The 18,690-nt window shown below is 40.3% G+C and carries 15 protein-coding genes and 1 riboswitch; of the genes, 6 read left to right on the top strand and 9 right to left on the bottom strand.

Annotation, left to right across the window (positions count from 1 at the left end):
* Positions 1–301: 301 nt before the first annotated feature.
* The 3 genes from BCU91_RS03545 to queG all read left to right on the top strand — a co-directional run bounded on the left by BCU91_RS03545 (position 302) and on the right by queG (position 5,508).
* Positions 302–2,197 (top strand): tetratricopeptide repeat-containing diguanylate cyclase, encoded by a 1,896-nt coding sequence (locus tag BCU91_RS03545; protein WP_198589987.1) that lies wholly within the window; start codon positions 302–304, stop codon positions 2,195–2,197.
* Positions 2,198–2,200: 3 nt separating this feature from the next.
* A complete protein-coding gene (locus BCU91_RS03540; RefSeq protein WP_102530913.1) occupies positions 2,201–4,156 on the top strand; it encodes a tetratricopeptide repeat-containing diguanylate cyclase in 1,956 nt (651 codons plus the stop codon).
* Positions 4,157–4,335: 179 nt separating this feature from the next.
* Positions 4,336–5,508, top strand: a complete 1,173-nt coding sequence (queG, locus tag BCU91_RS03535; protein WP_241901051.1) for a tRNA epoxyqueuosine(34) reductase QueG — start codon at positions 4,336–4,338, stop codon at positions 5,506–5,508.
* A gap of 37 nt (positions 5,509–5,545) precedes the next feature.
* Here queG and BCU91_RS03530 read toward each other — a convergent pair whose 3' ends face one another.
* Positions 5,546–5,764, bottom strand: a complete 219-nt coding sequence (locus BCU91_RS03530; RefSeq protein WP_102530912.1) for a dodecin — start codon at positions 5,762–5,764, stop codon at positions 5,546–5,548.
* 346 nt (positions 5,765–6,110) lie between these two features.
* Between BCU91_RS03530 and BCU91_RS03525 the strand changes: the two genes are divergently transcribed.
* The gene (locus BCU91_RS03525) at positions 6,111–7,043 is read left to right on the top strand and encodes a LysR family transcriptional regulator (RefSeq protein WP_102530911.1); all 933 of its coding nucleotides are present in this window, start codon (positions 6,111–6,113) and stop codon (positions 7,041–7,043) included.
* A gap of 89 nt (positions 7,044–7,132) precedes the next feature.
* Here BCU91_RS03525 and BCU91_RS03520 read toward each other — a convergent pair whose 3' ends face one another.
* The 6 genes from BCU91_RS03520 to BCU91_RS03495 form a co-directional block, all read right to left on the bottom strand.
* Entirely contained in the window at positions 7,133–7,885 is a 753-nt protein-coding gene (locus tag BCU91_RS03520; protein ID WP_102476285.1) for an HDOD domain-containing protein, read from the bottom strand.
* A 216-nt stretch (positions 7,886–8,101) separates the two neighbouring features.
* Entirely contained in the window at positions 8,102–10,087 is a 1,986-nt protein-coding gene (locus tag BCU91_RS03515) for a TonB-dependent receptor (protein ID WP_102476284.1), read from the bottom strand.
* 132 nt (positions 10,088–10,219) lie between these two features.
* A riboswitch (cobalamin riboswitch) is annotated at positions 10,220–10,439 on the bottom strand.
* A 215-nt stretch (positions 10,440–10,654) separates the two neighbouring features.
* Positions 10,655–11,305, bottom strand: a complete 651-nt coding sequence (locus BCU91_RS03510; RefSeq protein WP_102440459.1) for a hypothetical protein — start codon at positions 11,303–11,305, stop codon at positions 10,655–10,657.
* 109 nt (positions 11,306–11,414) lie between these two features.
* Positions 11,415–11,753, bottom strand: a complete 339-nt coding sequence (locus tag BCU91_RS03505; protein ID WP_102440458.1) for a DUF3622 domain-containing protein — start codon at positions 11,751–11,753, stop codon at positions 11,415–11,417.
* Positions 11,754–11,832: 79 nt separating this feature from the next.
* Positions 11,833–13,803: a U32 family peptidase gene (locus BCU91_RS03500; RefSeq protein WP_102530910.1), complete on the bottom strand. Its 1,971-nt coding sequence runs from the start codon at positions 13,801–13,803 to the stop codon at positions 11,833–11,835.
* Positions 13,804–13,944: 141 nt separating this feature from the next.
* Positions 13,945–14,511: a phosphoribosyltransferase family protein gene (locus BCU91_RS03495; protein WP_076541549.1), complete on the bottom strand. Its 567-nt coding sequence runs from the start codon at positions 14,509–14,511 to the stop codon at positions 13,945–13,947.
* Positions 14,512–15,012: 501 nt separating this feature from the next.
* On the opposite strand from BCU91_RS03495, the gene BCU91_RS03490 reads away from it, so the two are divergent.
* A complete protein-coding gene (locus BCU91_RS03490; RefSeq protein WP_102530909.1) occupies positions 15,013–15,768 on the top strand; it encodes a thiol:disulfide interchange protein DsbA/DsbL in 756 nt (251 codons plus the stop codon).
* Positions 15,769–15,904: 136 nt separating this feature from the next.
* Here BCU91_RS03490 and BCU91_RS03485 read toward each other — a convergent pair whose 3' ends face one another.
* Both BCU91_RS03485 and hemG read right to left on the bottom strand, forming a co-directional pair.
* A complete protein-coding gene (locus BCU91_RS03485; protein WP_102530908.1) occupies positions 15,905–16,435 on the bottom strand; it encodes a cytochrome b/b6 domain-containing protein in 531 nt (176 codons plus the stop codon).
* Between the two features lie 57 nt (positions 16,436–16,492).
* A complete protein-coding gene (gene hemG / locus BCU91_RS03480) occupies positions 16,493–17,014 on the bottom strand; it encodes a menaquinone-dependent protoporphyrinogen IX dehydrogenase (protein WP_102530907.1) in 522 nt (173 codons plus the stop codon).
* A 370-nt stretch (positions 17,015–17,384) separates the two neighbouring features.
* Here hemG and BCU91_RS03475 point away from each other — a divergent pair, with 370 nt between their 5' ends.
* Entirely contained in the window at positions 17,385–18,584 is a 1,200-nt protein-coding gene (locus tag BCU91_RS03475; RefSeq protein WP_102530906.1) for an MFS transporter, read from the top strand.
* Positions 18,585–18,690: the final 106 nt, after the last annotated feature.

Genomic DNA, 18,690 nt, shown 5'->3' with positions numbered 1-18,690 from the left:
CTAAATAATAAAATACAAAAATATTAATTCAGGGAAAAGTTGCATGGCCGATATTAAGCAAAGCGGCCAATTTTTAACCTGTAGCCTAACAATAAAAAGCACTGAGCACTGTTTTGCTCAAGTTGATTAGCACTTTTGTAAAAGTTGTGCTTAAAAGGATTGTTGCGAGTTAACAAGCCAGTTTACAGCCTTAGTTAACAAACAAAAACAGCATGAAGGAACTGCGTAAAGCAAGTATAAAAAATTGCATAATAATTATAATTCAACAATTAGCGTTTTTAACGGCCTTTACTGTCACAAGGTGAGTCGTTACATCAATCAGCTGCTGTTATTGTTGGTATTAGTCGGTTTACTGAATAGTGCTTCAGTGACTGCTTTTACTTTTGATAACAAGGCAGCTGATGACTTGTTCCATCAATTAAAAACAGAACAGATCACAGATTTACTTGTCATAGAGCAAACATTACTCAAACTCGAGAACATTATTGCCAGTAACGATATTGAGCGCCAGCAGCTGTTACTTACTGAGCAATGTAAAACCTTTAGCTCCAGTGACAGTGAGCAAAACAACAACTTTATTACCACGACAAACAACATTGAGCAGCAATCTTTTTTTAGTCCACAAATTCCAATTTTGCTGAATTTATGTCGTTCAAAAGCATTCAGATACCTTGACCAACATAGCAGCGCGATTAAACTAAATCAGGCTGCACTTGAACAAGCCTTAGCACTAAATGACAAGCATATCATCGCCAAAGCCCATAATAACATTGCCAAACAAGCACTTTATCAAGGTCAGTTTTCCAAAGCGATTGATAGCTTCACTCAGTCTTTTGAGCTCAATCAACAAATAGGCTTACAGCATGCAGCTAGCTTAGACTTACTGAATTTAGCAGGTATTTACCGGCGCTCAGGCGATAACGAAAAAGCACTTTATTACTACAACAGAATAAAGGGTTACCTTAATAAAACCAAAGACTTAATGTTACTTGCCAATGTTGAAAACTCACTCGCTTATATAGAATTAGATCGCGGTGAATATCAGCAAGCACTGGAATACTTTGAAAAAGTCTATCAGGTCATCGAGGGGATCAATGATCCGCTTTACACCGCTAGAGTTGCGATTGATATGTCTGCGCCGCTGATTAAACTTGGCCGATTAGCAGAAGCAGAAAAGTGGCTAAATCAAGCTCGACCTTACATGACCCCCGAGATGTACTCTCACTATGGTTACATGCATAGTTATTATTTAGAGCTGCGCATGTTACAAGGCAACTATGCTAGCGCCTTTGAGCATTTCAATGCAGCAACAGCTAACTTTCAAAAGTATAATATGCAAAAAGGTTTAGCTATTAGTTATCAGTTAGCCAGTCAGTTATTTGCTATCCAAGCTGATTATAAGTCAGCTAACTACTGGCACCATCAGTTCTTAAGCATTCATAAACAACTCGATCAGTTAAGGCTGGACACCTATAATTCCGACATGAGACTCAAGTTTGACTCAGATAACCTAGAAGATAAACAAGCACAGTTAATTGAGTTCCAAGCGCTTAAAGACATTCAGCTTAATGCCGTAAAAACTCAGCAAAAATTACAATACACCGCCCTCGCAATGACATTTATCTTCTTGTTAATATTAGTTATTTTAATTATTAAGCTGCAAAAAAAGTCACAACAATATCGACAAATAGCATTAAAAGATCCACTCACCAACATCCCTAATCGCTTACATGCCTACGAGGTCATGCAAAAGCTGCTAAAGCAAAAAGTGCAATTTTCTATCTTACTTATCGACGTAGATCACTTTAAGAGTGTCAATGACCGATTCGGCCATGACATCGGTGATATAGCACTACAACTCATTGCTCAAACTTGTCAGCAAAATTGCCGCGAGGAAGATACTGTGGCGCGTATTGGTGGTGAAGAGTTTCTGATCATTATGCCAAAGACAAATATCGAGCAATCGATGATTTTCGCTGAGCGAATTAATCATAAAATGAAACTTGTGAACTCACCGCAGTTAAACGATAACTTGATATTTTCAGTCAGTATCGGCATTACAAGCGTGATTGATGAAAGCAGTATTTCTACTATTTTGAAAAAAGCTGATATTGCCCTCTATGAGGCAAAAAATGACGGCAGAGACTGCTATAGGCATTATCAATATCTCCCAAACATCATTAAAGGAGAGCATTGATATATGCACAGCGGCAATCAAAAAAGCCTTTTTCACGGCATTAATAAAAACCTGTTTATCCAAATGCTAGTTCGTAAGCCATTGCTCATTATTAGCTTAGGTTTAGCTATGCTCAGTATGAGTTTCTCAAGCTTTGCCAAAATAGAAAACCCTGAGTTTGATACACTCTTTAACGCCGCCGATCAAACCGATATTAACGATCCTAGTTTTCCGAAAATGGTTAAAGACCTTGAAAGCTTGCTCGATGTAGAAGATATCGAACGCACTTACTTGTTACTGCCTAAACAGTGTCTTAGTCATAATGTTTTCCATGGCGATGAAAATAAATTAGCCGATCAGTTCATTATTGATACCTTAAAAACTTATCCAGCAATGCCAGCAAGCACTCGAATAGAGTTAAAGCTCTGTGAAGCAACTATCATGCGTTACCGCGGCGATACCTCAGCGGCAAATGCCCTTATTCGTGAAAGTTTGTTAGCAGCAGAAGGGATTAACAATCGCCGCTTAATGGCTGATGCCTATTCACAGCTTGGTCAAATCGCCTCCTATACCGCTGATTTCGCGATGGCGCTGAAAAACTTATTATTGGCTCATGAGCTGTATAAAGAGTTTGATTTACCCACTAGACAGCACCTCAGCCTACTAGATTTAGCGGTCACTTATCGCCGTATGGGCGAAACGGACACCGCCCTAAAATATTATCTCCAGCTTGAGCAAGCCTTTACCAAGAGCAACCAGCTTGATTTAGCCATGATGGTAAAAATGGACATGGCCTATGCCTATGAAGATTTACGCCAATACCAAAAAGCTGCCGACCACTATTTAACCGTATTGGACTATTTTCAGACTATCTATACCGACCCTACATACCCTGCACGGGTAGCTGTAGATATGTCTTACCCACTTATTGAACTAGGCAAATATCAACTCGCCCTTGATTATCTCAAGGAATATGAAGATGTCATCGGCCCTAATGTAGATACTCATTATAGTTTTATGCAATTGTTCTTTGCCCAAGCTAAACATGGGTTAGGGCTCGAAGAGCAAGCAATACCTTACTTAGACAAGGCCACCGCAGGGTTTGAGCGCAATCACAATAAGCGCGGCCATGAAATGCTACTCAAATCAAAAATAGAGATATATGAATCCTTACAAGATTGGCAGCAAGCCTATGACGCACAAATTAGCCTGTATGAGATACATCAGCTAATTGATAAGGCGATGGAAAATCAAAGCAGCACTGAAATGCTAGTCAAGTTTGATAGTGAAAAAATTGAAGCTGAAAATGCTAAATTGATCGCATTCCAATTACTGAAAGAGCAACAGTTAGTCACCCAACAAGACAATAAAAGATTACAAATTATTGCACTAATACTGGGCGGTGCGTCATTAATATTACTGTTTATATTTACTCTCTACTCAAACAAGAAGTCGAAACAATTTAAACAGTTAGCATTGACCGATTTACTAACCCAGTTGCCAAACCGCCTTGCCTTGTATCAACAGGCAAATCAATTATTTAATAATGCCTTAATCAATCAGCAAACTTTGGCTATTGTGTCTTTTGATGTCGATCATTTTAAGCAAGTAAATGACACCTATGGTCATGACGCTGGTGATACTGTCCTTAAAACATTAGCAGAGATCTGTACTAGCAAATTACCAGCAAACGCAGTCATTGGTAGAGTAGGTGGTGAAGAGTTCTTAGTGTTATTACCGCAAATTCGCTCCACTGCTGCGATATCACTAACACAAGCGATCATCGAGGACGTATCAAGTCATGATTTCTCAGCAATTAACCCCGAGCTAAAGGTCACCATCAGTGCTGGGGTGAGCACTTATTATGATGAACAAACATTATCTGAACTGATAAAAAAATCAGACATGGCGCTTTACCAAGCCAAAAGAAATGGCCGAAATCAGCTATCGCACTACCATGATGACTCACAGAGGTTATAATAAAACAGTGGATCACTAACCTAGCGTAAATAGCTGTCATCATGCCTAATTCAAATATACCTCCTAATGCTAATCCAGCGGCTAATACTAATACAGCGCTTAATGCTAGGGAAAAGGAGTCTGCCACAACCCCCTCAGGACTATTACAGCCATTAGCGCATAAGCTTTCAGCCACTGAGATGGCGGAGTTAGCTTACTTAATAAAGAGCTGGGCGTTTGAATTAGGGTTTTCTCAGCTTGGGATCACCGATACCGATTTAAAAAGCGAAGAGAGCAAGTTACAACAATGGCTCGATAATGGTTATCACGGGGAAATGGGCTATATGGCCAGCCACGGCATGATGCGCGCTCGCCCCCATGAGCTTCACCCAGGTACCGTTCGCGTACTCAGCACCAGAATGGACTATTTACCGCCACAAGCGGGCTTTGCCACTAATTTATCAGACCCAAACTTAGGTTATATTTCTCGTTATGCAGGCGGCAGAGATTACCATAAACTGATTCGTAAACAGCTTAAAAAACTCGGTGATAAAATCGTGTCACACTGCCATAACTTAGGGCTTGATGGCATTGATTTCAGACCGTTTGTGGACTCTGCCCCAATCCTTGAACGGCCATTAGCGGAAAAAGCAGGTCTTGGCTGGACAGGTAAACATTCATTATTACTAAACCCTGAGGCTGGCAGTTGGTTCTTTTTAGGCGAAGTGTTAATTAACTTACCTTTGCCTGTAGATATTCCTATCCACCAAAGCTGTAATAGCTGCGTAGCCTGCATAAAATCATGCCCGACTAATGCCATATTAGACAACAATGTCGTCGATGGTCGCCGCTGTATCTCTTACCTCACCATTGAATTACAAGGCGTGATACCTGAAGAATTTCGCCAAGCCATTGGCAATCGCATTTATGGTTGTGATGATTGCCAATTAGTGTGCCCTGTTAACAGTAAAGCGCCGCTAACTCAGCAAACTGATTTTCATATTCGTAAACAACTGATCCAACCTGATTTACTAAGCTTGTTTGCTTGGACTGAAAAGCAATTTCTATCACTTACAGAAGGCAGCCCTATACGTCGAATTGGCCATAAAAGCTGGTTAAGAAACATTGCGATTGCCTTAGGTAACGCGCCGTTTAATCAGCAAATTATTGATGCGCTTAACCTACGCAGATGTAGCGATGAAGTCGATGAAATGGTCATAGAACATATTGATTGGGCACTAGCGCAACAAGCACTTAAACAGCAAGATTTAACCCCTGACGATAAAACAAAAACGGCGCCTAAAAGTCATTTAAGCCGTAAAACCTTGCGAGTGATCCGCAGTGTTGAAAAAGGCTTACCTAGAGACGCTTAAACCTTTTACTTATTGTCATCTTTCAGACACCACGTCTTCAATGAGGTGATTTCTGATCTAAAGTAAAACCGACTTTAATAGTGACTTGCCAGTGAGCAATTAAACCTTCTCCTAGGTGACCTCTGGTCTCAACAACCTGAAACCAACGTAAATGTTTAAGCGATTCATTAGCTGCTGCAATTGCATTTTTTATCGCATCATCAGAGCTGATAGGTGACGATCCTGTTAACTCAATAATTTTATAAGTGTGGCTCATTTGTGACTCCAGTCATTTTAAACTCAATCAACATAGAAATTCAGTAAAGCAATACCAGTCTGAGTATAGATAAGCCTAGCAAAACTGCGTAGTCGCAGATTAAAAACCTCAAAAAGCCCTCTCTCAATGACCTTTAAACTAGTGATCACTTATTAAAGTCACTTTTTATAAAATCAAAAGCTGTAATTTTCACGTCAAAACAATCACAAAAGTTAACAATGAGACTACATTTTCGTAAATAAATTACACAGGCGTCTGGACGTCTAGAAGTTTGTTGTGATAGTCTTGATACAAGCAACCGAATTGATTTCACCCGTAAGTTGAGCAAAATTCATGTGAGGATTATATGATAGAGCTGAGACACCTTCGAACTCTGATGGCACTTAAAGAAAGTGGTAGCCTTGCTGGTGCTGCGAAAAAACGCTTCGTAACTCAATCAGCGCTATCTCATCAAATAAAAGAATTAGAAACACGCATTAATTCGTCTATTTTTATTCGAAAGAGCAAACCATTATCTTTTACTCAAGAAGGCACTCGACTACTTAATTTGGCGGAGGAAATTCTCCCTAAAGTGATGGTGACAGAATCAGATCTGAAAAAAGGCCTTGATGGAGAGGCGCAATCTTTAAAATTGGGCATTGAATGCCATAGCTGCTTTCGCTGGTTAATGCCGGTGACCGAGGCCTTTAAACAAATCGCACCAGATGGCCGTATTGATTTATCTAGCCGTCATTTATTTGATTCATTAAATGCCTTAGCGCTTGGTGAGTTGGATATTGTACTCACTTCAGATCCAGTACCAGGGCATGCACTTGCCTATCAACATTTGTTTGATTTTGAAGTGAAGTTAGTCGTTTCAAATGAGCATCCTCTAGCAAAACAGCCATTCATTAAACCTGAGCAGCTCGCCAAGCAAACACTGATCACTTACCCTGTTCCATTGCAGCGCCTTGATATTTATAAGCACTTTTTAGAACCTGCTGGTGTTGAGGTGGGTGAACAAAAGCAATGTGAATTAACAGCGATGCTGCTTCAACGTATTGCTTGTAATGATGGCGTAGCGGCGCTGCCAAGCTGGTCAATTAATGAAGGCCATGGACTTAACTTAAGTTCTGTAAAACTTGGCAGCGAAGGCTTAAAAAGGCCGTTATTTGCAGCCTACCGCCTTAATACATCCAATACCCATTTAATTCAAAAATGGCTAACCTTAGTGGCTGCTGAAGGGCTAAAGTTACAAAGATTAAGTCAAAAGCACCAATCGCTCTTAGAATGTGCATAAACAAGTTGTGAAAAATCCATAAAAAATGCCACGATTAAGGTGGCATTTTTTATGTCATGGGATTAAATCAACTCGCTATACTAGCTTCATTAATTAGATTCATTAATTGGGTTTATCAATACATTACGTTTGCTCAGCACAGCTCTAAGCACTAAGCCTGCAGAGTTTACATTGCTCGTTTGGTTAATATTATGGGCCACCATAAATTCATTGCGTAACTCATCATCTAACCCAAGAGCCTCAAATGCTTCTATAGATAAACTTTGTTGCTGGGTATCAATGAGCTTTTTTATCACCTGTAATGCTATGGGTTTTTCTGAGGCGGCATTTAAAAATGCAAACGCACTTAAGGTAATCACTTGACCAAATACACTAAATAGCGCCAAGGTTTGCAGTTCATCTGCATCAATATCTATAGCTTGTTTATTGTCTTCAAGCTCACGTAAATAATGCACTGCATCGGTAGCGATATTTTCAGTAAGCGCCCAATAGCCCTTAACTAATTTACAATATGGTTCAGGTAATTCATCTAAGCGTTCTTTTAGATAAAATGAGAAGCTATAGCGGTAAATATTGACTTGGCCTAAACGGATAAGCGCATCTTTTATACTGCGATTTTTTGTCGCGATTACGCCACCAGCTTGAGCGGTATTACTGCGCCAAAGTAAATGAGCGGCAAGCGCGGGATCGCTGGCAATGATATCGATAATAATGCGGATATCTGCTTCATTAATTAAGGCCTTTTTTAAAGGGATCAAAATACCACGGCGCCCAATGACTTGTTCTTCGTTGCCAATAATAGCTTTTACTTGAGTGAGTACCTGCTGCTCAAGGTAGGTCATAAAGCGATGCTTCCCTGTATAATTCTTCGTTCTCGATTAACGAATTTATCCATAGAAACCCTACAAAGGTCAAGTGATTAATGCTGATTAAGACAAAAAGCCGACAAGTGCTTTGTCGGCTTTAGTATCTTCAGTGTAATTAGCTAGATAACAAGTTATTATCGTCTAAAAATCAGACGCTTCGCTTATTATCTGTTAGTTCATTACAAAGGGATTTTAAAAACGATAACCTAAGGTTAAGCGAATTGAGCGACCATTACCCGAGTAATAACCGCTGCCGCCCCATTCCTCAGGAACATAATAGCCAGCACTGACATATTGCTTATCTAACAAGTTGTCAGCACGTAAACTGGCACTCCACTCATTACGGGTATAGTTAATGGCTAAGTTAGCTAATACATAACTGGATAACTTAGGGTCAACATTGGCATTATCACCTTCAATAAAGCGCTCGCCAGTATAAATACCTTCAGCAAAAACCTGCCACTGTTGGGCAATATCATAACTCACATACGCACGGGCATTATGCTCCGCAACCCAAGAAAGCGCCTTGCCTTCGTTCTCGCCTTCGGTAAATTCAGCATCAATGTAATCATATGATGCGCCCAGCAACCAATCTGCAGCGATTTGCACATCATAAGCGGCATTAACGCCAAAACGAGTTGAAGCATCAGCATTAACGTTAGCACCGCCGCCCTGTGGACCATCAGTGCGCCCTGCGTCATATACAATTTCATCTTCCAAATCTAAACGGTAAAGGTTTAATTTGAAGGTTTGTGTTGTAGTGGTCCAGTCCCAACCTGCTTCATATGAACGGCCGGTTTGTGGATCAAGACCAAGGGTGGTAATTGGGGTATAGGCTTGCTCATCCACTTTGGCAAAACGGAAATTATCATTGGCGCGAATATAAAAACGATGCGCAAGGCTTGGACGATAATTTAACCCTAACTCAAATGCATGGGCATCATTATCAAGCTCAACACCATTTGCGTATGATAATTGATCTGTTAAGTCATCTGTCACTTCACTGTAACGCCCACCAACTACATAGGATAATGACTGCGTTAATGGCACTGAGGCTTGCACATAAGCACTGGTCACTTTCTGTTCATTATTACGTTGAATGTAAGCAGTATCAAAATCGGCCTCACCGATACTTAAATCAACCCCAGCAATAATGTCTAAATCACCATTATCTAGCTGATAATTTGCTGTGGCTTTGGGTGAAAAGCTTAATAAACTTCGCTCGATACGCCCAGCACTGCCCCAAATAAAGTTAGTGGTTAGAGTATCAGAGTAAGTTAAATCAGTGGCCAAAGCCCATTCTTTAGTTAATTGGTACTCATAGCCACTGCGCAGCGCTGTGGTCATTTCATGAACATAATCATCATCGGTAAAAGGTGCGGCCTGAGTTGGATCTTGCAGATACTGCTCCAGTGTTAGCGCACCAGGGGCCTGGCGATCATTATCGAAGTAGCTGGCTTCAACAAAGAAATTTTGTAAATCAGTTTGATATTGCAAACGGCCTAGAATTGAGCCGGTTTCACTGTCGTTATTATCGCGATAGTTATCACTTTGATTGTAACTGCCGGCCAAGTAATAATGCCAAGCGTCATTAATTTTGCCTGAAATATCCCCTTTAGCTTCATAAGTATCAAAGCTGCCAGCACTTAATTGCAGTCCGCCGCCGTCTTTATTAGGCGCTTTAGTGATGATGTTAATCACCCCGCCAACAGCTTGATCGCCATAAAGTACCCCAGCACTACCTGATAATATTTCCACCCGCTCAACTTGATTTAACGGCACGGCATTAATGCTAGGAGCCGCAATATCAATATTGTTTAAGCGGCGACCATCAATCAAAATTAAGGTATTGCTGGCGGCTTGAGACGCTGAAAAACCGCGCATGGCAAAAGTCGTACCTGAGTTGTTATCAGACACTTGAATACCCGCTTGAGAACGTAATAACTCCGTTAAGCTCACCGCACCACTAAGCTGAATATCAGCTTGGTCGATCACATTTACATTCGCTGCAATATTAAGAGGATTTGCATCTTGACGACCAATAACCACAATTTTTTCAACCTCTGCATTGGCAGAATTGTCTGTTGTGGTGTCAGCGTAAACAACTGAGGTTGTTGAAGCAGCTAGACCAAATACTAGGCTTAATGCTGATGCGATTTTTGTTAGATTTGTACCCATTTACCTTTAACTCCTGAAAGGAAAAATGGGGCATATTTGCCGCAGCGCATCGTACTCGTAAATTTATCTGTTAGCGATAAACCATGATTATTTACAAGCAACGAGCTACATTTCGAGATCTGCCCACCGAAATCTCAAAATCATCTATAGGGCCGGTCTCCGGACTTAGGTTAAAGTAGCAAAGCTACTGACGAACATGAATTTTTAACGTTAAATAGCAGCTTAAATTTCACAGCTACAAGCTTTAACGCACTCTGTCCTCACCATTACCGTTGCGGGGGCAGTACTAGATTTTCACTAGTTTCCCGATTATCCCGTGTCATACACAGGCACCACTATAAATTGACGATAAATTATATAAATTTTTTGATTGCTACGACTTAAAGCAGCCATATAACAAGCTGATATAGTATAACGTGCTTATGGGGATTTTTGATATAACGAAAATGAATCAATCATATTATTCAACTTATTGAAAAATAGTTTGAATAATATGATTACTCATTAATAGCTCGCTTACTGATAAGCGGATTGTTGATAAACCAATTATTGATAAAAAGAAAATGTCTAGAATCGTAACTGCTTAAAATTCGACATAAATTGACGATGATTGGTCGATTTTAATGGCGCTGAGTTTTTATTAAAAACATCGCCGCGCATAGACTTATGCATAAAGTACAAGTCTTCAACGCCTTTAATTACGGCGTAATAACCTATTTCACCTTGCTGTTTAACTGAGCCACCTTGCTGTAAAAAGTTAGCCATAACGGTACAGCCGATAATGCCGTGATACGCTTCTTGACCACCCATCTGGGTTTTTCCAAGTTGCTCATAAACCACCTCACCTTGGCAGCTGTCTTGGTAGGTGCTAGCAAAATTATTTAAAAATCGCTCAGGCTCGATATTTTCTGCCAAGCCCTCAAAGCCTTGAATACAGAATAAATCAGACCAATTATTTAAACTTTCTCCAGCAGGAACAAACTCAGCTTTATACATATTCCCTTTGCTAGAATTAAATGCCATATTCCAGCCAATAGGCAGCTCAAAAGACACACTTTTGGAAAATATTGATAACTCTCTTTTTGCAGCGTTAGTTGCATCTGCTGATTGATTGGTGGTGCTATTGAGGTAAGACTGTGACTCTTTGGCCATTACTTTATTTCCAGGGCCTAATAACAACAGCCCTGAAAATATTATTGTCGTAAAGCAAGCTTTCATACCTAATTCGTCCTTGGTATTGGTGCTGAAAGGTGAAGTTTGGTTTATTCAAAAATAAATACGGCAAACCTTGTCACCAAGTTGTTGCATTACTGTAATGTTTTAACGCTTAATCTTCAACAACATCTGCGCTATCGGCAGCATCTATTTGCTTAGCATCATCTGATAATGCATCTGCTTCATCGGTTAATGCTTCTGCAGCAATTGCATCTGCAATTGATTTAGCCTTAAGTTGTTTTTCTGTTTTACGTTTATTGCGTTCAGCTTGCGTGGTTAAAAAAGCGGGAAGCTCTTGCTTACCCCAAGCTTCAGCCTCGGCTTCTGATGCAAATCCGTCATGACTTTTAGACACAATAGTCTTAGTTGCAGTCATACGACGAGTGATTTCAGTTTTCCAAGTTGTACCAACTTGTTTTACTCTAAAATCATATTTTTTTGCTTTAGTCATTTTGGGCTTTTTCCTACAAATTTATCGCCACGCATCGCGCGTGATAATGGTTATTGAGTAATAAGATGACATCACCTGATTACTTTACTAATTGATTTGATCCAACGATCATCATTTCACATTTTAGGCAATCGAAAACCAGCTTTAAGCGGTCTTTGCCAATATCGAGCACCATTGGGTCAGCTTTAATGCCTTCAACTTCTTTAGGGCATAAATTAAAGCTGTAACGTAAGCAATGCTTAGTCACCATTAATGGTGCATCGGTTAATAGTTTGTTTTTCTCGTAAGTGTCTTCAATTTGAACCACACCGTGTTGCTCATAAAATTCACGAGACTTATCGTTTGCAACATTAGATAAAAAACTTAAATACTTTTGCGGGAAACGCGCTGACTTATCATGCTCAGCTCGCTGTGGTCGCTGGTAGCCTTTTACTCTGGCGTCATCAAAGGCGGCAATGGCATCTCGCCTTAAACCATTAATCACTGACGCTGGAAAAAACCAACGATTAGCACATTCAATCGTTAACTGCTGTAACTGATAGTCACTGTTACCCAGTTTGCCGAGCTGCGTTCGCAGGCTTGCATCTGCTTTAGCGTAATCTTTCGCCGGCTCTTTTGCCCACTCAAGCTCTACTGTAACGCTATGGGCATGCTTGTCACTGATGGTCAGTGAAATGCCTTGCGGCGTATCAGCCAATACCATATCAACCGCAATGTTACGGCTAGCAGAGTCTTTTGATAGCAAAGCATCAAATTGATGATCGAAGTTTCTAAATAACTCCACACCGACTTTTAAGTCTTTCGACACATCGGTCAGATATAAAGTATTACCATCAGCGCGGTTAACCCTTAAGCCTTTGGTTTTGTTATCAGATAAACGCTGCTTTTGATAACCATCAATAAAGAAGCACAAGCCATCACCGTTATTAAACTCAACGGCTTTACCCGCTTTACTGCTATCGACTTTAATAAAATCGCGGCCAACACTGGTGATAACCCCCACTTTTTCACCAATGTACTTTGGCGAGCTAAAATGCTCAATTTGCTCAGTACGTTGATTAATAAAGTAATCTGTCTTACCGCGGTTAAAGCTTTTTTCAGGATCTGGCGTAAAAGTAAATTCGCTTCGACCATGAGACATTGACTCAAGATCGCTGCGGCGATCAATAATCGCATCTAACTGCTGGCGATAATGGGCGGTGACGTTTTTAAGATAACTAATATCTTTTAAACGGCCTTCCACTTTAAATGATGTTACGCCTGCATCAATTAATGCTTCTAAATTCTCAGTTTGGTTGTTGTCTTTTAATGACAACAAATGCTGATTTTCAGCTAACACTTCACCATCACGGGTGGATAAATCGCAAGGCAAACGGCACATTTGTGAACATTCACCACGGTTAGCACTGCGATTAGAAAACGCATGACTGATATTACATAAGCCGCTATAACTGACGCACAATGCGCCATGAACAAAGTACTCAAGCTTAAGTTGCGTACTGGCTGCAATTTCTTTAATTTGCGGTAAATTCAGCTCACGGGCTAATACCACCTGTGAAAAACCGACCTGTTCTAAAAACACTGCTTTTTCTGGGGTGCGATTATCCATTTGGGTACTCGCGTGCAGTGCAATTGGCGGTAAATCTAACTGCAACAAGCCCATATCTTGAATAATTAATGCATCCACACCTGCTTCGTATAATTCCCAAATAAGTGCCTGCGCTTTGGCAATTTCGTCATCCATTAAAATGGTATTTAACGCTACAAACACTTGAGCATGATAACGATGAGCAAACTCTGCCAGTCTGGCAATGTCTTCCACACTATTACCGGCATTATGGCGTGCACCAAATGCAGGTCCGCCAATATATACAGCATCAGCACCATGACGAATAGCTTCAATGCCGTAATCAGCATTTTTAGCGGGTGCCAGTAGTTCAAGCTGCTTTTTCTCTTGCGACTTGCTCGCTAAAGATTGAGAACCTAGAGATTGAGTATCTAGAGGCTTATCAGTGGTTTGTTGTGGGGAAAATATCTCAACAGAGCTCATAATGGGCAGTATCTTTTCAGGGTAATAATAAAAAATGCATCAAGAAGGTGAATTAAACACGGACAATAACCACGTGTCAGGCACTCTCTTGACGCACTGTTGAGCTGCTAGTTTAGCAAAAAATAACCAATATCGATGCTTTTACTTAAACAAATGCTGAATATTCTTAAAATCTGTTTTACCTTCAGCGATTTCTTGCGGGTTTAAACCTGACACTTCATGAGGAAAAACAAGCCATTCTTCAGACTCATGGATAAAATAATCCGGCTTTAAATCAACTGCGGTATTTTTTGGTTTGTAATAAGGACAAGCCACTCGAATATCTGTCGGGATATTTTTGCGCATAAATTTTTGCAATTTATCAATTAATGCATCAACACTGCGGCCAGAATCAAATACATCATCCACAATTAATAGCCCATCATCAGCATTGGCATTTTCAATGATGTAATGTAGGCCATGAACTTTGATTTTCTTGCTTTGCTTATCAGTGCCAATACCGTAATAAGATGACGTTCTTACTGCGATATGATCGGTTTCAACATTCTTAAAATCATAAAATTCTTGCACTGCAATACCGATTGGAGCACCGCCACGCCAAATCCCGACAATAAATTGCGGTCTGAATCCGCTATCGTACACTTGTGCTGCTAATTTGAATGAGTCTTCAAGCAACTGCTGTGCGCTAATATAATGTTTCTCTGTCATTGGATAAGGCCCCTATTATTTTATTGCGGCGGATTTTATACCAATTATAGGTAACTTGTCTGTGAGGAAGAGAAATATTTATCAAATAAGCCTCAAGCCGCACAATGACGACTTGGTATAAAATCACCAAAATAGAATAAGTCTCAACTACCACTCATCAAAGTGCCAGTGTAAATAGTCACAATTAAGCGGGCTATAGTGACAAAAGTGACAATAGTGACAATAGTGACGACAGTGAGCAATTTCGGCAAGTTTGTGAAGCTTGGCAAATTCTGCTTACTGAGTCGTTATAAAAGCTAGTTTAAATTGCAGTGCTTTTTACTAAAAAGCACTAGGCCATCACAGTTTTAGCACTGACACTGCTAACGGATTCAGTCATAATCGCAGCTAACTTTATGGCAATTAAGCAAGTGCTTAAGTTGCTTGAGTTATTTAAGTTGCGTAAGCTTAATTATCTCTCGCGATATATCGCCAACATCACCCCACTTTGTCGAGGCATACATGGTAAAGATTAAACATATTGCATTCACGCTGGCTGTTGCTGCATTCACATTAACCCTAACGGGCTGTGGCAAACCTGCTGATACAACGGTTACAACTGCAGAAAAAACTGCTGTTGAAACGGCTGTAGAAACTGTTGAAAAAGCGGCAGAAATTCCATCTAAATTTGTTGAAGGTGTACATTACACTCAAATTTCTGATGCACCAGCATCAACTGAACCTAAGATTTCTGAATTTTTCTCTTTCTACTGCCATAACTGTTACAACATGGAAACCCAGTACCTGCCAGAAATTAAAGGTAACTTGAATAAAGAAATTAACTTTGAAACCAAGCACGTTGACTTTATGAACAGTGATATTGGTACTGAAGTCATGCGCGCTTTAGCCGTTATTCATGAAGTGGGTAATGCGGATGTATTAAATAAAGCCATGTTCCAAGCGATTCAAGGCGAAGGCGGACACCACGACCACAGTGCTCCAGGTCATAGCCATGACGAGCCAGAAATCAACAATCGTGACGATATCAAACAGGTATTTGCAGCTCACGGTATCGATAGCGCCGCTTATGACAAAATTGCTGACAGCGAAGCAACTGACAAAAAGCTAGCTTTATGGCGCCAACAGCAAATCATGTACCGCGTTCAAAGCGTACCGACTTTCATCGTTAACGATAAGTATGCTATCAACATGAATGAAATGCGTACTCTTGGCGATCTAATTGACGTGATGAATTACTTAGCATTAGAAAAGAAATAAGCTACAAAGAATCATTGTCTAAGTACAATCTTTAGCGTATTAAAAAGCCCAATCATGATAATCATGCTTGGGCTTTTTTAGCTTTGTTATAACGTAAAATTGTCACTAGCCAATGGTATATAGATTGAATTAATGACTAAGAATTTCTCACCATATCAATAATATGAAACATGGCAAACACGATATGTACCATCAAGAAACCCACAAAGCCTTGGGCAAAAAGAATGTGGTATTTACGCCACATTAATGCATCACTGCTACCTTGAGTGGCAAACCATGCGATGCCGGTAATACTCACTAGCGCGATTAAAATCAGCCCTATTCCTTCAACAATACTGAAGATACCTTTGCCTCCAGAGCTCGGTAAAGTGCCCTGCTTTAACTGCTTAACTTCATCTACACATTGGGAAAAGTCTAATCTTAACCACGGAAAGAACTGACGCCAGTGGCCATTTAACAGATTCTTCAGCATAAATAACAAACCAAATATAGCTGCCACTAAGCCTAGATACACATGCAAACTGTCCCAAATACTGGCATTGGCTCTTAATTGCCGACCGATTAGGATCCATGGGCTAGTTACCACCAAAAATACGCTTAGGGTTATCACAATGACATGCAGTTTTTCGGCAATAGCACTAACCAAAGCAGATGACTTTTGACTCATGAATTTACCTTCCTTTTGCAATGATAAGCACTTAACTTATTCTCAGTCTTAAGCTCGTTAAGCGCTATGAATTTGGTCTACATAGGCATCTACTTTTTCCCAGTCGGTGTACTCAACTTGGGTATGAGGATCCGTAGGCCCTTTGGTCATCCACATGATAAAGCGAATAATATTACGATCCATTGGGCCATAACCTTGATAATCTAAATTCCCCCCAAACACTTCCAGTACTTTGGGTTGCCAGTCACTTTGTTTCAAAAAGGCTTGCATATACATATTGGTATCAGGCGTATTCTTGCCCGGTTTTCTGGCGACTAAACTCACCGAGAAAAAACCATTGGGTTTACTATCAAGTATCGCTTTATTGCTCGCAGCAAACTGATACAGCGCTGGGCGGTGCTTACCATGGCGGATACTGGCACCAATAAATACTTTATCAAATGCACTAATATCAGGCGTATCTTGCAGCGCTGCTAAGGTGACGGTGTTGCCTTTAGCGATGAGCTTTTGCTGCATGTAATCGCAAATTTTACGGGTTTGACCGTGAACCGTTGAATAAATAATTAAAATGCTACTCACGTTAACCTCATTCTTAAAAAATGTTATCTGTCATTAACTTCATCTTAATTGAATTGGCGCAACAATTACATGGATCAGATCACGACAAATCAGTCGCAACGCGTATTAATAATCAGGACTTTTGGCTGGCTCACAAAATGTGGGATAAAGTCTAAGCTTCACTCACTTATGTTTTTTAATTTGTAAAAAATACAAATCGAAGTTAGCTGCAATTAGCACTACGACGCCTATTCAAACTGACCACCTAAAGCACGCATATCGCTAAAGCCCAAGCGATAGCTTCCTAATAGAGAGCATTTTACACTTAGCGCTAAACGGCAAATTATGTAACTATGTGGCTAAGATTGAGAGACAAGGAAAAGTGACCTTAATGCCCGCAGTTTCAGACAAAAATCCGCAGCAATTATTATTGTGGATGACCTTCATCATGTCGATGGTGTTTGCCGTATGGCAAGCCTTACTCAATAACTTTGTTATCGAGAAAGCGGCATTTACTGGGGCTGAAATTGGCATGCTGCAAAGTTTGCGTGAAGTACCCGGCTTTTTAGCCTTTACCGCTATATTTGTATTACTGCTAATTAGAGAGCAAACCTTCGCGCTGTTGTCACTGGCGGTATTAGCCATTGGCATTGCTATAACTGGCTTTTTCCCCAGTGTATTAGGGCTTTATATCACCACAGTTTTAATGTCGATTGGCTTTCATTATTTTGAAACCGTTAATCAATCTTTGACACTACAATGGGTCGATAAACAACACACCGCAGAGTTTTTAGGTAAAGCATTAGCGTGGCGATCTGCGTCTGCGTTACTGGGTTATGGCAGTATTTGGCTGGTAATGACTTGGCTTAAACTCGATTATGTGTGGATGTATGCCATCATTGGCGGCTTAGGCTTAATTGCGGTTATCATGATGAGTCTGTATTACCCACATTTCCCTATTGCTGAGCCGCAGCACAAAAAGCTTATCTTTAGACAGCGTTACTGGCTTTACTACGCACTGACGTTTTTATCAGGCGCCAGAAGACAAATCTTTATGGTCTTTGCCGGTTTTATGATGGTGGAAAAGTTTGGCTATTCAGTCACCCAAATCACCTCACTGTTTTTAATCAATTACGTGGTTAATTTGCTATTTGCCCCAGCTATCGGCCGCTTTATTAGCCGCATAGGTGAACGTAACGCCTTAGTAATTGAGTACCTTGGCTTAATTATTGTTTTTGCTAGCTACGCCGTAGTTGAACATGCCACCATAGCTGCTGCGCTGTATGTTATTGACCATCTATTATTTGCTATGGCTATCGCCATGAAAACCTACTTTCAAAAAATTGCCGATCCTAAAGATATTGCCGCTAGTATGTCGGTAAGCTTTACCATTAATCATATTGCCGCAGTGATTATTCCGGCACTGTTAGGCATATTATGGTTAAGCTCGCCTCAATGGGTATTTATGATTGGAGTCGGCTTTGCTATATGCTCGTTAATATTGGCATTAAACATCCCGACATCTCCTGCTGCTGGCAATGAAACTAATTGGCGTTTTGTAACAAAAACATCAAAACTCAAAACACCATAAAACAATAAGAATAAACAATAAGAATAAACAATAAGAATAAAAAAATGGCAAACATTCAACCGCAAATCGCTGAAGCCCAAGTCTCCACTAAGGCCTCAACTAAGGC

The organism is Shewanella sp. 10N.286.52.B9, assembly GCF_002873635.1.
Classification (GTDB): domain Bacteria; phylum Pseudomonadota; class Gammaproteobacteria; order Enterobacterales; family Shewanellaceae; genus Shewanella.
The sequence above is the reverse complement of the archived record's forward strand: the minus strand, read 5'-3'. Positions and strand labels throughout refer to the sequence as shown.